Below are 14,499 nucleotides of genomic sequence, written 5' to 3'. Positions count from 1 at the left end.
GGCATTATCCAGCGCATCCTTGATCCGAAGGGTCGATCACCGCCGCCTCCAGTTAGAACGTAACTCCGTTCGGCCTACTCGCTGCGTATTGCTGGTGTTTTCAACAAAATTCATTTCCAACCGTCCCAAGACCACCGAGGATACTTCAGAAGACGTCGAATCAATTGAGACTGAAATCCGACATATCGATCGGTGACTCACCCTCGGTCACGAGAGCCACCGCCAGTTTCCCACTCACGGGCGCTGTTGTGAACCCATGTCCGGACAGCCCCGCTGCGACACCCGCAGTCAACCGAGTCCGAAGCCAGTCGACACTAGCGTCACAGCGGACGACTGCGACAGCACACACGCTAACAAATCCATCATCGGGCCGTTCTCACTTGGCACGTACTCGCAACGAACGCACGGACAGGCTGTTCTTCCTCGCTATCCGGAACTCTGTATTTCTCGTCTGGAGTGACGCCACTCTAGTCGGTATTCGCACCACCGACTTAGAATCCGGGAACGCGATGGACTGGGAGCCCGCAGAAGTGGCGTCCCTCCACGGTATCGATAACGAACACTGGGAACTCTTCTGGTTCGAATATCTTTGGATCCGTCGTGATTAACTGAGGTACCTATTGTACCTATCCCTCAGGGATCCACCAGCTGACAACTCGTGGACTTAATTTCCCACGCTCCACTACACCATCCTCATGTAACTCTTCAAGCTGTCGATGCGCGGACGGCCGCTCAATCCCAAGCGTGTCCGCCACCCACCGAGCGGTCACCGCCGGAAATTCTGACTCCCTGATTGCACTAAGAATATCCTCATCAGTCGTCTCCTCTGTATACCGCCCATGATGTGTGTACGGGTCGGTTTGTAACTAGACGCACGGTGAATTGACTGCCCTCCAACAGCAAACGCAAACATCATCAGCGACCAGGTCGCTTGTCTGACGACAGTTGATCCTGTTTTGTGACTTGGCCACCACACTCCGGACACACTCCTTCTGCGGTATCGAAGGTTTCACGACATATCTGGCATTCAAATCGCGTACCACTCTTCGTCGTGAAGAGCTCTTTGAGTTTGCTCATGAAACTCATTGGTAGTAATGTACACTCTTTGTGGTATCAAAAAATCCTGGGGAACCATGCAGTGGCCACTAATTGAAGTAGTCTGCTTTTGATTCCGTCCACACCGCAGGATAAGAGTTAATACACTATCCATAGAACATGTATTGTGATGTCGACGGACGACCGAATCTCGACGACCCCCAACCACGAGGAGACATTCAATGATCTCCTCACCTACGCTGAACTCCTAAATACCCCCCAACTGGCCCGTCTGTACATTTACATACTCCAAAACGGGCCAGTCGCAATCGAGACGATCAAAACGGATCTCGACATGGCGCATTCGACGACCTACAAATACATCGGGCAACTCGAAGAGATGGGTGTTCTGTCTCGCCACGACGACGAGACACCAGCGATGGTCACTGTGGAGCCGATTCGCCTGCAAATCGAGACCGATCATGGCGTCGTGACTGCAACACCAACACTCATTGACGCAATTGGCCGCCAGCACGATACGGAGGATATCCGCGTGTTCGTCGACCGGCAAGGCATTGCCAAACTGGCCGCTGCACTCCACTATACGCTCCGAGTGTTGAATGGCGAACTCACACAACGGACTGCTGCATCTAAACTCGGTGTTCACCCCGTCGAGGGAATGACCGTCTTCACTGCGTTACAGGATGTCATCGAGGAGGCGGCTGACTATGATCCCTATCTAGAGCGAGCCGAATAATGGTAGGGGCGGAGATTCCGAGCGACAGCGCTGCGATCATCGACAGTAGCGTTCTATTTGCGATGGGTGAGCCGTCGAACGAGAAATGCCAAGTATTCGAATGATTTGTTCGTCAGCGAAACCTCACCGTCACAGTCTCCGAACAGGTCGTTGCAGAGCTGGTGAGAGTCCCAACGCGTACACCTATCAGCGCAATCGATTGCGAGCAGCCCAAGATGCAGGGTGGTTACATAGAATCAGGCGCCCTCATACGCCGTCCGATGTGGCCACCCAAGCTCCTCCGCAATCTCGCTCGTTATGTAGAGTTTAAGCGGTTCCATGACCGCAAGGACATTTGCTGGCTTGCGCTCCTAGACAAACTCGCCTCCCTTTCCTCATGCTCTCTCCTCGAACGAGATCAATATTAAATGGTGATTGTCATAAGTTCGCAATGGTTGATCCATTGTGAATCCGGTAACACTCTCACCTGCAAGCTGACTCGATCCACACTTCTGGCTGGCTTCCTCGAGAGATATAGCCACGATTCGAATTCAATCCCCTGGTGATCGGTAACGCTTATCAACCCTGCCCACACGCTATCCCCATGAAACGTATTGACGAATCGACGCTTGAGTCTTACGCAACCGAGGTGATTCAGGCGATGGGTGCGCAGGATGGGACGGCAAGCGCGGTTGCGAACTCGCTTGTTGGCTCCGACCTCCGGGGACACACCTCTCATGGGGTACTCCGCCTCGATTATTACTACCACTTCATCGAGGAAGGTGTCATCGACCCGAAAGCCAAGCCGGAAGTCGTCGCGGACGACGGACCGACAGCTCGGATCGACGGTCGGAACGCGTTCGGACAGATCGTCGGACGGGAGCTGGCAACTCAACTCGTCACCCGGGTCGAGGAGCATGGTATCGCCGCTGTCGGCGTCCGCGACGCGACACATCTTGGCCGTGTCGGTGAGTGGGCCGAGCACATCGCCGCTGAAGGGTACGCTATCGTCGGATTCATCAACACGCAGGGTGGCGGACAGCGGGTTGCGCCGGCTGGAAGCTCACGGCGTGGCCTCTCGACCAACCCAATCGTCGTGGGCTTCCCAACGTTCGATTCGCTCCCGCACGACGTCGTGCTCGACATGGCAACCAGTCAGGTGGCTCACGGCAAACTGCGCGAACGAACGTACACCAACGAACCGATTCCCGAAGGTTGGGTGGTCGACGAGAGCGGCGATCACGTCCGCGACGTCAAGGACTTCTACGGCAACGAGGCAGCGATCCGCCCCCTGGGCGGGGCCGTCTCGGGATATAAGGGCTTCGGGCTGGCCATCCTTGCAGAGCTGATGGCCGGTTGTCTCGGAGCCGGTGATGTCGTGGGCATGGCAAATCCGGAGCAGTCGAACAACGCCGCTGGGTTCCTCGCGGTCGATGTTGAGCGCTTCCTCCTGCCTGCTGAGGTCGCCCAACGTGTCTTGGCGCTCAGGGATCACCTTGAGGGGCTAAACACTAACGATGTCCCCGTGGGCACCGGTGCGAAGGGTAATAAGCCACGTCTCCCCGGTGCACCAGAGTACGAGCATCTGATGAAAAACCGCGAAGCGGGAGTTCCGATCAATAACCGACTCTCGACCTTCCTCTCGGATCTGAGCGACCGCCTTGGTGTGATACCGCCTCCAGCGCTGCGGGAATAGCTGTGACAAAAAATGCTACGAGTGGCAAGATGCTTCAAACTACCCGATTTGATCGTTGAAGTGCTATTGACTTCATCTATCCGCCTAAAATCGAGATTGTTTTATGAATTTGATTATCTATGTTCCACCGTCCTTTTCCTCCATTACAGAAATCTAACTTTTTGTCCGCAAAAGTAACCCTGATTGAGACATTCATCCCCCTTCACTGTTACCACCAACAACGACCCCTCTCCACTAACATATCGGTCTCACAGAAGCAAGATACAGCAAATCGTTTCAACTAGAGGCCCCAGTGACTGTCAATTGGTAATAGACACAACGATAGACATACTAGTAAGTGATAACTAGGATAGATCTAATGGCTAGCCTGCCTTGCTAGCACCTACTGTGAGTGCCAGATACCAGTCGATCAGGTAGAGAGGCTGCATTTGCTTCGAGTAGGTCACTCACCATAGCATCGATTTCATCGAGCGTGCATGCGGCCGCCGTGAGCGGATCGAGTTTGATCGCTTGACGCAGCGCATCTTGATCATGATCGAGTGCGGCCTTCACTGCAAGCCGTTGCACATCGATGTTCGTGCGATCGAGTGCCGCCAGTTGTGGTGGGAGTTCACCAACACTACACGAGTTAACTCCTCGATCGTCAATCAAACAGGGAACTTCGACGCACGCATCGTTTGCGAGATTGCTAATGGCTCCCTCGTTATTGCTGACATTCAAGTTGAGTCGACGAGGTTGCCCTGTTTCTATCGAATGAATAATTCGTGCGGCGTACTCCTCCGACCGTTCGATTTGAAGATCCACCTCGTCAAACGACATTCGATCACGCTCTGAGGAACGTTCTTTCCATCCTTCAAGGTAGGTTGCGTTCGGCATTCTTTCGGCATAATTAGTCCCGGTCATCGCCTCGATAGTCGCTGGTTCAGTACGGAAGTAAGGAACGTACTCGCTCATGTGATGGCTTGATTCAGTCACGAAGGCTCCGAAGTGCCGGAGTATCTCAAACCGAACAGTATCTTGTTTGTAAACGTCCGGATCATTCATCCTGTTGTGAAGGTCGGGGTACACATCCCGTCCATTGACTTCGGCCTCCAGGAACCACGCCATATGGTTAATGCCAGCAACCCAATAACTAAGATCCGTAACGTCAACGCCGACATAGCTGGCGATTGCCTCCGCAGTGTGGGGAACACTGTGACACAGCCCGGCATAGTCTATGTTAGTCTCCTCTTCCAGTGCCCAACAAATAATCGCCATCGGGTTCGTGTAGTTGAGCAACAGAGCATCAGGACAGCGTTTCTCCATGTCGTTCGCTATATCAAGAATCGTCGGAATTGTCCGCAATCCGCGAAAGATGCCGCCAGGACCGAGCGTATCACCGATGGCTTGTTTGACCCCGTATTGTTCCGGGATCCGTATTTCGTTCTCGAAGGATTCGGTTCCGCCGACGTTGATCATGTTCAATACGTAGTCGGAGCCCTCGAGTGCTTCTTGACGGTCAGTGGTCGCGTCGACAGTCGCCTCGACGCCACCGTTTTCGATCATCATCTGTGCCGCCTGTTTAGTTTGCTTGAGTCGATGTTCGTCGATATCCATCAGTGTTATCGAGCTATTTTCGAGTGCTGGATAGGAGAGAATATCTCCGATGAGATTCTTTGCAAACACCATACTTCCCGCGCCAATAAATGAAATCTCGACCATAGAGTATTCTTATGCTCAATTAACATATAGTCTGCGAAAAATTTATCACATGTCCCAATAAGTCATTTAGATAACCATGCCAAAGTACGACACGCCAGAGTACAACACAATGCTGTATATGAAGAGACGTGAGATGATCAAAGGCATCGGCGCTACTGCAGGAGTAGCGTCGTTTGCTGGCTGTGCGAATAGTGGAATTCCCGGGACAGGAGGCAGCGGTGGCAGCAATGGAGAATTGCTTTTCTGGGCGTCACCATTTGACGATGCAGTGTGGGATTCCTGGAAGAAGTGGTTTAACAATCAATGGAAGAAGAACCACGACTCATCCGTGACGTTGTCTCCCTTCACCTACGAAGACATGCGTCAGAAATTCCTCAGCGGCGGGCGCCAAGGCAAGCCAGATGCTATTGAAGGCGTTCTTGAGAATCTCAGTGAGTACATCAAAGCTGACCTCATCGAACCAATTACGAAGCAGGGCAAAAACCTGGATTTCTCTGATGGATATATCGACGGCGCCTGGAATGCGGTGACGTATAAAGGGGAAGTGTACGGACTCCCATATTTCGGGAACGGCCGCGCCCTTGTCTATCGAAAGGATGTTTTCGAGCGAAATGGCCTAAAGCCACCGAAAACAGCCAAAGAATTCCATGAGGTAGCACGCACCATCAAGGAGAATGAAGACATCACGCCATTCAACAACTGTACGAAAAAGGGCGGCGTTCGCGCATTCCAGGAATGGATCTCTCACGTGTTCCAGTATCACGACAACCTGTACACTCCAGACGGTGATAGTTGGAAACTCCAGGCGACACCGGATACTCTCGGGAAGATTTTCAAAGCCTTCTACTACGAACCCTGGGCGAGCGACAATCCATTCTGTAATCCTGATAATAGGGGGCAGGGTTATCAAGCGAACGACCCCGGCTATTTGAATGGGAACATCGCCATGATCGAATGCGGGACGTGGTTGATGGGATGGACAACCGGACCCGAGATCAATAACGAGAGTCAAACAACCAAACTTCTTGAGGAGAACACTGGTGTCGCCCAGTTACCGTACGCCACCGGCGGTGAGGTTGGCACATACTTAGAAGTAAAACCCGTAATGGTGAATAAACACTCCAAAAATAAGGATCAGGCATTTGACATCGTCTCAAAGTTCTGCAGTCCGAAATCTATGCGGCAGATGCCCAGTGATAATAATTTAACCCCGGTTCACAAAGACGTTAAACCTACACTCAAAATCGATGCCTGGAAGCCGTTTGTCGATGCAATGGAGGCAGGCAAACCACTGGCAAAAATCACGTGGGGGCCAGTCATGGACGCTTACTACGACGAAATGCAAAGTGTTGTCTATGGCCGAAAAGAGCCGATGAAAGCCGGAAAAGATCTTCATTCCAAGCTTAAGGATTTAGAATCTAAAATCTAAGATGGCAACTGAAACACGGACTACAAACAAATACGTCGATGAGTTCACTAGTCTACTTAAAGAGACCTGGCTAGGATACGCGTTTGTCATCCCAGCCACTATCGTTCTGGCACTCATCGTTCTCTATCCCACCGTCCGAGGAGTTATGATGGCATTTCAGGAGATGTCGCTCCTTCAACCGAATCAGGTAGCCTTCATCGGCTTACAGAACTTCTATCAGATGGTGGGGGATCCGAATTTCTGGATGGCACTGAAGAATTCAGTTCTACTCACAGTTCTTGCAGTCTCGCTAGAATACCTGCTCGGCTTGGGGTTGGCATTAGTACTCAAACAGAAGGTGCCAGGGATTAAGATATTCCGGAATTTCGCGATGGTAACGTGGGTGTTGCCGGTAGTCGTAATGGTCATCATCTTCCGGTGGTTGGTTCAGCCGGATTATGGACTTCTCAATGTCATTCTTGGCTCGCTCGGATTACCGACAACCTATTGGTTTGGTTCGCCGACGTGGGCGTTTCCGCTGATCGTGGTGATGCACGTCTGGCGAAACGCGCCGTTTTTCGCTATTGCTTTGATGGCAAGTATGCAATCGATCCCTGAATCCTACTACGAAGCGGCCGCAATGGACGGTGCCAGTAAACTCCAGCAGTTCCGTTACATTACCCTGCCAAATATTTCGTACGTGTCGATGATCATGATCATTCTGCATGTTATCTTCACGCTCAATAATTTCGATATCGTCTTTCTTTCGACGGGTGGTGGCCCGCTCGGCACGACTGAGGTGTTGGCCACGTACGTATACAAACTCGCGTTCAATCAGTATACTCTCGGGTATGCCGCCAGCATCGGACTCGTAATGTTGATTCTATTGATGTTTTTCACGGTTGTCTACGTCAAATTGGAGGAAATCGACTGATGATTCAGACAGCGATACGAATGGAGGTACAGACATGGCAGTAGAGACCGATAGTGAACCAACCAACCTCGTTCAACGGTTTGACGAGTGGCTTGGCGAAGAGGTGAGCCTACGTGTTGGTATCGTGATTTACGTTGCGCTCGCTCTCTATTTTGGGTTCCTCCTCTTACCAATTTTCAACCTCATTATCGCAACAGTCTCGGAACAATCCGTCATGTACTCTAGTCAGCTGCTCCCGTCACTCGGAGAGTTCACGCTACAAAATTACATGACGGTTCTCACCCGTGGAGAGTTCCAGCGGTATGCGATCAACTCGATCATCGTGGCTACGAGTACAACTGGCTTGACGCTGATCTTGGGTGTCCTTGCAGCCTACGCATTGAGTAAGTTCGAATTCCCCGGGCGGAACGTACTCCTGTTGGGCTATCTCGCCACACAGATGCTGCCATGGGTACTGGTGTTGATTCCATTTTTCCTTGTCATGTTCAGCCTCGGTCTCGTCAATACCTATCTTGGTATCGTTCTCGCCCACACAGCTTTCGCACTTCCATTTGCAGTGTGGCTTCTCAAAGGGTACTTCGATAATATCCCTGATTCCCTAGCAGATGCTGGTAAGATGGATGGCTGTTCGCAAATCGATATTCTCACTCGAATCATGCTCCCGTTGTCACTGCCGGGAATCACGGTGGCAGGATTCTACACATTCGTGCTCTCGTGGAACGATTACCTTGCCATCTCGGTTCTCTCACAGACTGCTGTAACTCGGACACTTCCCTTTGGACTTCAACTATTCCAATCACAGAATCAAGTCAACTGGGGACTTGTCCTCACAGCAGCGTTTTTGACAATGATTCCGGTTGTCGTTCTCTTTGCCCTCATTCAGAACCGATTGGTCGAGGGGCTTGCCAGCGGTGGTCTGAAGGGAATGTGATTGATTCTCTGAAACGTCTCAAAATCCGTTCTGATTCTCCGGCTCGATGTGCAATGACGATTGAGTTATCTTTACATGATTACTTCTATCGCTCCAATCGATTGAAGAGTTCGTAGAGCCACAGAGAACGTTTCAGCCGAGCAATTTGTCAGGAAGGTAGGCAGCATTCGCTTCGAGTAGGTCACTCACCATGGCATCGATTTCATCGAGCGTGCACGCGGCCGCAGTGAGCGGGTCGAGTTTGATCGCTTGCCGCAACGCCTCTTGATCGTGGTCGAGTGCGGCTTTCACTGCAAGCCGTTGCACGTCAATATTGGTGCGATCAAGTGCTGCCAATTGCGGCGGGAGCTCACCGACTGCACATGGATGTACCCCTTGATCGTCGACTAAACAGGGGACCTCAACACAGGCGTCAGTCGCTAAATTCGAAATCGAACCTGTATCGTTGCGAACGTTGATATTCAATCGACGAGGTTGTCCAGTCTCCATCGAATGAATCACCCGTGAGCCGTACTCTTCCGAGCGTTTTATCTCAGGATCGATCTCAGACGCGTCTATTTCGGCGTCTTCCTGCTGGTAGGAACACCAGTGCTCGAAGTACCGTCCTGTCGGCATCCAATCTACGAAGTAATCATCGTGATTCTCTTCAACGATGAATCTCTCAATCGTCTCTTCTTCAGTACGGAAGTAGGGGACGTACTCGCTCATATGATTGCTCGATTCGGTAACAAAGGCTTCGAAGTGCCGGAGTATTTCGAACCGTACGTTATCACGACTGTATATGTCCGGGTTCTCAATTGCATCAAAGAGGTCAGGATAGATGCTTTCTCCGTCGTGTTCGGCTACTAAAAACCACGCCATGTGGTTTATGCCAGCAACCCAATACTCCAGTTCATCTGTAGGAACGGAGGCGTAGTTTGAGACGGCCTCGGCAGTGTGCTGGACGCTGTGACAAAGTCCAATGATATCGATCTCGGTTGCTTCATCAATTGCCCAGCATAGCATCGCCATCGGATTAGTATAATTGAGAAGGAGAGCGTCGGGACACAGTTCTTCCATGTCGTGCGCGAGATCAAGCATCACCGGAACGGTACGGAGCATTCGGAATACACCACCAGGGCCGAGGGTGTCCCCAACAGCCTGATTGACACCATACTGTTGCGGGATTCGAATCTCGTTTTTGAAAGGTTCCCTTCCTCCAACGTGAATCATGTTAAGGACATAATCGGCATCGTCGAGTGCCGTTCGACGATCCGTGGTTGTTTCGATCGTCGCTTCGACATTGTTCTCCGCAAGCATTGCATCGGCTGCAGAAGCGCTTCGGTTGAGCCGCTCCGAATCGATATCCATCAGTGATAGTCTACTCCCTTGCAATTCAGGAAATGAGAGAATGTCACCCATGAGATTTCGGGCAAAGACGATACTACCAGCACCAATGAACGCAATTTTCACCATAAATTAGGTTACATAATAACGCGTGATAAAATGTGACAATGCGGCAACGATCGTCTCTAATTATAACATAGTTTTACTTCATTTAGGTCGACTCACTAGCTATGCTGTCATCGTCAACATCGAGCTGATGTGGATTTTCTGTCATTCCATCAAAAACGGCCTGTGCTTGTGTGTCGATACTACTGCAATCGTAATCACCGTCAGCTGGCGGTGGTGGAAGCTTTGACAGTAGAAGTTGGAGTTACTGTGGAACTGTGAAGATCCACAATCTGATATTGTAGCGTTCCGCTGTCAAAGACAAATACATGCTTATCTCGTGCTTGCGAGCAAGCACTGCACTCGTCTGATCCACAAACGAAATATGCTGATCGTCAAACCACTCGAACTGCTCACACGCCGTATCATACGTCTGCTTTCCCACTGGCAGGAGGTTCACTGTGGAGCGCGTCGAAGAGCACCGTCTCACGAGTATAGGAGAAGGTACGGGGATGTAAGTATCTTAACCTCTCTCCGGTGGCGGGGTCGACAGTCGGCCATTGCGATATACCACATCCCAAGCCGTCGATGAGCAGAGGGTCGTTCAATCCCAAGCGTATCTGCTACTCACCGAGCAGTCACAGCAGGAAGCTCTGACTCACGTATCGCCGAGAGAATTTCCTCATCAGTCGTTTCCTCTGCATACTGGCCGCGAGGATCGCGCTCTCTCTCGTCTGTCATCGTAGTCGTCAGCTGATAAGACGGGGGAAGACTAGACTAACCACGGTTCGGAAGGGTCTGTCACACAAGTCATCACGGGAGATACGTAGTCACGTCGATCGGATATCGCACACCGTTCTGGTATCGATCAAGAAATTTGATGATATATCTCGCCCGAAGGTCAAATTCACCAAACAATACGGTCACAAATCTCTCAGTTGGGAACGAAACGATCGGTTCTATTACATTTGCCGCGACGGATGACGCGCTTGCACCAGCTATGTCACCACCCTAGCCACCAACTGGCTCTGTAAGTACTGATGATGGTATCAGCCCACTCTAGAGCGTGGAAATGGTTCTGGTAAGAACAACTTTACAGCATTAGAATCCAAGAATTCGAGATCGGATGAGTCACCGAGATTTACTAGCTGTTCTGGGCCAGAAACCCGTAATTAGTCGTGATCGTACGTGATTGAATCACCGAAAACATTCTGATCATTTTCATACAGTTCGGTGATCGGTTGGCCATTTTCACTGCGCCGGCTCTGTTGAAATTCTCAACTGATGATAGTTTGACGAGGGCGTGCTGAATGCAGGGCGCCTACTCATTCGGGGACATCCTCAACATATATCGTGTGCTCTGTCTGCCCCTTGTACTCAAGATGGAGGCTGCTGACTGGAACCGCTGCCCGGCAGAACGGGCACGTGCCTAATATCGATTCATTGTCTGCCACGGATCATGTTCAGAGATCACTGCACATGAGACGGTCAACGACAAGGACGTCCCCTGCTGGAAATGCGCAAGAAGGTTTCTCTGGTCGAGACAGCCAATAGCCGTGAACTATATCGATTCGCGAGTCGTTCAGTCGTGATGGTGGGGAATAATGACCGCAGAACAACAGAGCAATGTCGAAATCGCGCAGACGGTGTACGAATCGTTTAACGAGGGCGATATTGACACTATCTTGGTTTTGATGGCTGATGATATCGAGTGGATCGAACCAGAGGGCTTTGTCTTCGGTGGCACTTATCATAGCCCCGATGCAGTAGTGGAGAATGTCTTTGAGCCGGCAATGGAAGAATTCGAGACGTTTAGTGTTGAACCTGATCGGTTCATCGACGGTGGTGAATTGATTGTCACCCTCGGAACGTTCCGTACCACGACAGAAGCAGGCAAGCAGATCGAAAGTCCCTTCGCACACGTCTACGAGATGCATGACGGCTGTATCACTCGGTTTGTAAACTATACGGATACCGCACTCTGGCAGTAAGCTTGACCGCTTGACCGAGTGCGTAACAGGGACACTGAAGACGCCAAGAGTATTGTCAACCGAGCGCGAACACACACGGCGACCGTCGTTGCTGAGCACTTCCTTGATCTGCCGGTTGGAGCGATTGATTGGGGCTCAAAGCGTTCTCAGTGGGAACATTTCTCCTTCGACATCCAAGTCTCTGGCCTCATCGACGTCACCAACGAGAGCCACGAGACGCCCGCAGACCACTAGTACACCGTCTCCATCGACGACGTGACCTACGAGCTAATGACTTGCATGAGACCGCATCACGTCCACCGAAACGTGTTCTGTAAGCACATGGCCGCTTTTGAAAACGCAACTAACGACGGGACGCTTGAGACATTCTCCTTGGAGGATGAATAATGACGAACCTGAGGAGTGCGACTATGAGGGTTTCAGCGGTACCCCATGTGGGGAGTACGTGAAAACGAGACCACAGAAACTGCCGAGGTGATTTCGTGTAAATGCGTACTATTTATTAGACATGAAAATTAATATACCGTTTTGATGACAAAACATATGTACGTAGAGCCTGTGTCTATGCATAGCTATGGGAATACTACATCGGTTACGCGACACCTTTAGTTCAGGAAAACCGCCTCAACAGACGGAACAGCAGATACAGGCGACCGGTGATATTTTTGAATGTGAAGAATGCGGTACCACCTTTATTTCGAAACCATCCAATTGTTCAAAGTGCGATCAGGGCGAGTTCCGAAATCTCGGCAGTTGTTAATCCTATATCCTTTTCGTTCGTTTTATACTGATACAGTTTCTAACGGGCATAATCGCGATACTCATCGACAGTAATTTAGTATCTATGATTCCACCGATTGACCTGCCAGATTATGTGAAATTCTATGCTAAAGCAAAGCGCGTCCGTCGACTTTATTTCTAAATTTAATATTATTGTTAAAAATTTCTTAACACCACCCCTACAACCTGAACACCAAGTGCGCCCTCGTCGAAACCGGTGGCCGCATGTAGTGGATTTCCGGGAGCATAGGATCGAAGGCAACGATGCTCTACCCATTTTCGATCCTCAAGGGCCGCGGCGCCTCCGCGAATCAGAAGGATTCACGCATGGCAGTATCACGAGTTTGGTGAGGCCGATCACGGAGCAACGTTTACCCGCTGGACAGACCGCCTCGACAGCTCGCAACACTGCGAACGCTTCACTACACCAAAGCGGTGGCTCGTGTGCGAGGGCTGTGGTGGTCGGATTGCACACTATCGACGCTCGAAAACGGTTCGCAACCCGGAGCAGTACAGCTGTAGTCAGTGCAGTGGGTCGTTCCGTGTCAAGGACGGCAACTGGCACTGACTCTCGTTTAAGTAGTTCTCGCGACAAGGAATAGATACGAGAAAGATTCTCACCGGTTATTGCTTTCTGCGTGAGTCTTTATCGTCGCTCCTGCGTCGGATAGAGAGCGTGTACCCTGGTTAGTATCCCATACTAGCCATAACCAATCCTCAAGAAGCTCCTATTACGTGGTGTCCGAAACCAGTGGTAGAAGCCTTGAGAGAGTATTGTATCTCCAGAATGTCTACTACTTGTGTTTACTCATCAGACGTTGAAACGCCACTCAGATGTTCTGCAACCGTTTCCTCATTTACTATCTCGTACCGGTTTGAATCAGTATCGATAGTTGCAACACTAATGTCCGTTGCTAACAGCTCATCATCGGTCACATTTTCAAGAGCCCGAAGAACTGCCCGAATGCCATCATCAAGCGATAGATCGGCCCTATATTGCTCTTCGAGAGCGGCTTGTAATTCATTACTATTCACTCCAATTGCAGTTGCCCTCCATTCGGACGCTGTCCCTGCCGGAGTGACTTCGAATAGTCGCGGGTCGCCCTCGTGGATTCCACCAATAAGAAGACCGACACCAAATGGCCGTGTGCCACCTTTCTGTGTATGTTCTTGAATATCATCACAGACTGCAGTGGTGAGCGTCTCGACATCAATTGGCTGATCATAGCGCCATTGCTCAACTTGTGCATGCTGACGTGCTTTGTCTACCAGTTTGCGAACGTCAGCAGCATGGCCCGCAGATGCAACCCCAATGTGCTTGTCGGTCTTATGGAGCTTTTCGATCGACGAAGGTTCCATTAGCGATGATCGGATATTGATTTCGGCTGCGAGTACTACACCATCATTCGTCTGAATTCCGATACTGGCACTGCCCCGTTTGACAGCTTCGCGAGCATATTCAACTTGATAGAGTCGGCCGTCCGGTGAGAAAATTGACGTTCCTCGATCGTATGCTTGTTGTTGATTTTGATCTTGCATAGTGCTGGATAGAGCGCTCGGCTCTCGTTACTGCCCATTGGAGTGGGTTTTGTAAAGGAGTTTTGTTGGCCTGTCGAGAAGCGTGACGAAAAAACGACCCTGCTTTTCGCATGCCTGCATTCAACTAACGACTTCTCCTACTGACGTTATCGGTCCTCTCCCATTCTCTCACTCATACGTTTCCGAACAATGTAGGCGCTAACGAGAGTATTCAAGCTGATTATCGGACTGAATGAGGACACAACGGCGATCCTTACGTATGACCGATTGATGAACTCGATCACACAAACGCCAATCAAGACTGACGGGGTGGATGG

13 protein-coding genes are annotated in these 14,499 nt (G+C 50.8%); 8 read left to right on the top strand and 5 right to left on the bottom strand.

The window, feature by feature from the left end; all coding sequences use genetic code 11:
* Nucleotides 1-380: 380 nt before the first annotated feature.
* On the top strand, nt 381-608 hold the full coding sequence (locus LIW51_RS22055; protein WP_227377207.1) for a hypothetical protein: 228 nt from the start codon (nt 381-383) through the stop codon (nt 606-608).
* An 18-nt stretch (nt 609-626) separates the two neighbouring features.
* Here the strand turns inward: LIW51_RS22055 and LIW51_RS39390 are convergent, their stop codons facing one another.
* A complete protein-coding gene (locus tag LIW51_RS39390; protein ID WP_227378317.1) occupies nt 627-806 on the bottom strand; it encodes a MarR family transcriptional regulator in 180 nt (59 codons plus the stop codon).
* Between the two features lie 419 nt (nt 807-1,225).
* On the opposite strand from LIW51_RS39390, the gene LIW51_RS22045 reads away from it, so the two are divergent.
* Nucleotides 1,226-1,792, top strand: coding sequence for a DUF7437 domain-containing protein (locus LIW51_RS22045; protein ID WP_227377205.1), 567 nt, complete (start codon nt 1,226-1,228; stop codon nt 1,790-1,792).
* A gap of 583 nt (nt 1,793-2,375) precedes the next feature.
* The gene (locus LIW51_RS22040) at nt 2,376-3,467 is read left to right on the top strand and encodes an Ldh family oxidoreductase (protein WP_227377203.1); all 1,092 of its coding nucleotides are present in this window, start codon (nt 2,376-2,378) and stop codon (nt 3,465-3,467) included.
* Nucleotides 3,468-3,842: 375 nt separating this feature from the next.
* Here the strand turns inward: LIW51_RS22040 and melA are convergent, their stop codons facing one another.
* On the bottom strand, nt 3,843-5,168 hold the full coding sequence (melA, locus tag LIW51_RS22035) for an alpha-galactosidase (protein WP_227377201.1): 1,326 nt from the start codon (nt 5,166-5,168) through the stop codon (nt 3,843-3,845).
* A 76-nt stretch (nt 5,169-5,244) separates the two neighbouring features.
* Between melA and LIW51_RS22030 the strand changes: the two genes are divergently transcribed.
* The 3 genes from LIW51_RS22030 (at nt 5,245) to LIW51_RS22020 (ending at nt 8,441) form a co-directional block, all read left to right on the top strand.
* The gene (locus tag LIW51_RS22030; RefSeq protein WP_227377199.1) at nt 5,245-6,597 is read left to right on the top strand and encodes a sugar ABC transporter substrate-binding protein; all 1,353 of its coding nucleotides are present in this window, start codon (nt 5,245-5,247) and stop codon (nt 6,595-6,597) included.
* 148 nt (nt 6,598-6,745) lie between these two features.
* On the top strand, nt 6,746-7,510 hold the full coding sequence (locus LIW51_RS22025; RefSeq protein WP_227377197.1) for a carbohydrate ABC transporter permease: 765 nt from the start codon (nt 6,746-6,748) through the stop codon (nt 7,508-7,510).
* 34 nt (nt 7,511-7,544) lie between these two features.
* The gene (locus tag LIW51_RS22020) at nt 7,545-8,441 is read left to right on the top strand and encodes a carbohydrate ABC transporter permease (protein ID WP_227377195.1); all 897 of its coding nucleotides are present in this window, start codon (nt 7,545-7,547) and stop codon (nt 8,439-8,441) included.
* A gap of 132 nt (nt 8,442-8,573) precedes the next feature.
* Here LIW51_RS22020 and LIW51_RS22015 read toward each other — a convergent pair whose 3' ends face one another.
* Together LIW51_RS22015 and LIW51_RS40025 are read right to left on the bottom strand one after the other, a co-directional pair.
* A complete protein-coding gene (locus LIW51_RS22015) occupies nt 8,574-9,896 on the bottom strand; it encodes an alpha-glucosidase/alpha-galactosidase (RefSeq protein WP_227377194.1) in 1,323 nt (440 codons plus the stop codon).
* A 1,301-nt stretch (nt 9,897-11,197) separates the two neighbouring features.
* A complete protein-coding gene (locus LIW51_RS40025) occupies nt 11,198-11,326 on the bottom strand; it encodes a DUF7837 family putative zinc-binding protein (RefSeq protein WP_438267380.1) in 129 nt (42 codons plus the stop codon).
* A gap of 150 nt (nt 11,327-11,476) precedes the next feature.
* On the opposite strand from LIW51_RS40025, the gene LIW51_RS22010 reads away from it, so the two are divergent.
* Both LIW51_RS22010 and LIW51_RS22005 read left to right on the top strand, forming a co-directional pair.
* Nucleotides 11,477-11,863: a nuclear transport factor 2 family protein gene (locus tag LIW51_RS22010; RefSeq protein WP_227377193.1), complete on the top strand. Its 387-nt coding sequence runs from the start codon at nt 11,477-11,479 to the stop codon at nt 11,861-11,863.
* Nucleotides 11,864-11,881: 18 nt separating this feature from the next.
* Entirely contained in the window at nt 11,882-12,097 is a 216-nt protein-coding gene (locus tag LIW51_RS22005; RefSeq protein WP_227377192.1) for a hypothetical protein, read from the top strand.
* 1,350 nt (nt 12,098-13,447) lie between these two features.
* On the opposite strand, the gene psmA is transcribed toward LIW51_RS22005, so the two are convergent.
* Nucleotides 13,448-14,182 (bottom strand): archaeal proteasome endopeptidase complex subunit alpha, encoded by a 735-nt coding sequence (gene psmA, locus LIW51_RS22000; RefSeq protein WP_227377191.1) that lies wholly within the window; start codon nt 14,180-14,182, stop codon nt 13,448-13,450.
* Between the last annotated feature and the right edge of the window lie 317 nt (nt 14,183-14,499).

This window comes from Haladaptatus halobius (assembly GCF_020618475.1).
In the GTDB taxonomy this organism is placed as follows: domain Archaea; phylum Halobacteriota; class Halobacteria; order Halobacteriales; family Haladaptataceae; genus Haladaptatus; species Haladaptatus halobius.
Note: the sequence above shows the minus strand (reverse complement) of the source record. Positions and strands in the feature narration are given on the sequence as shown.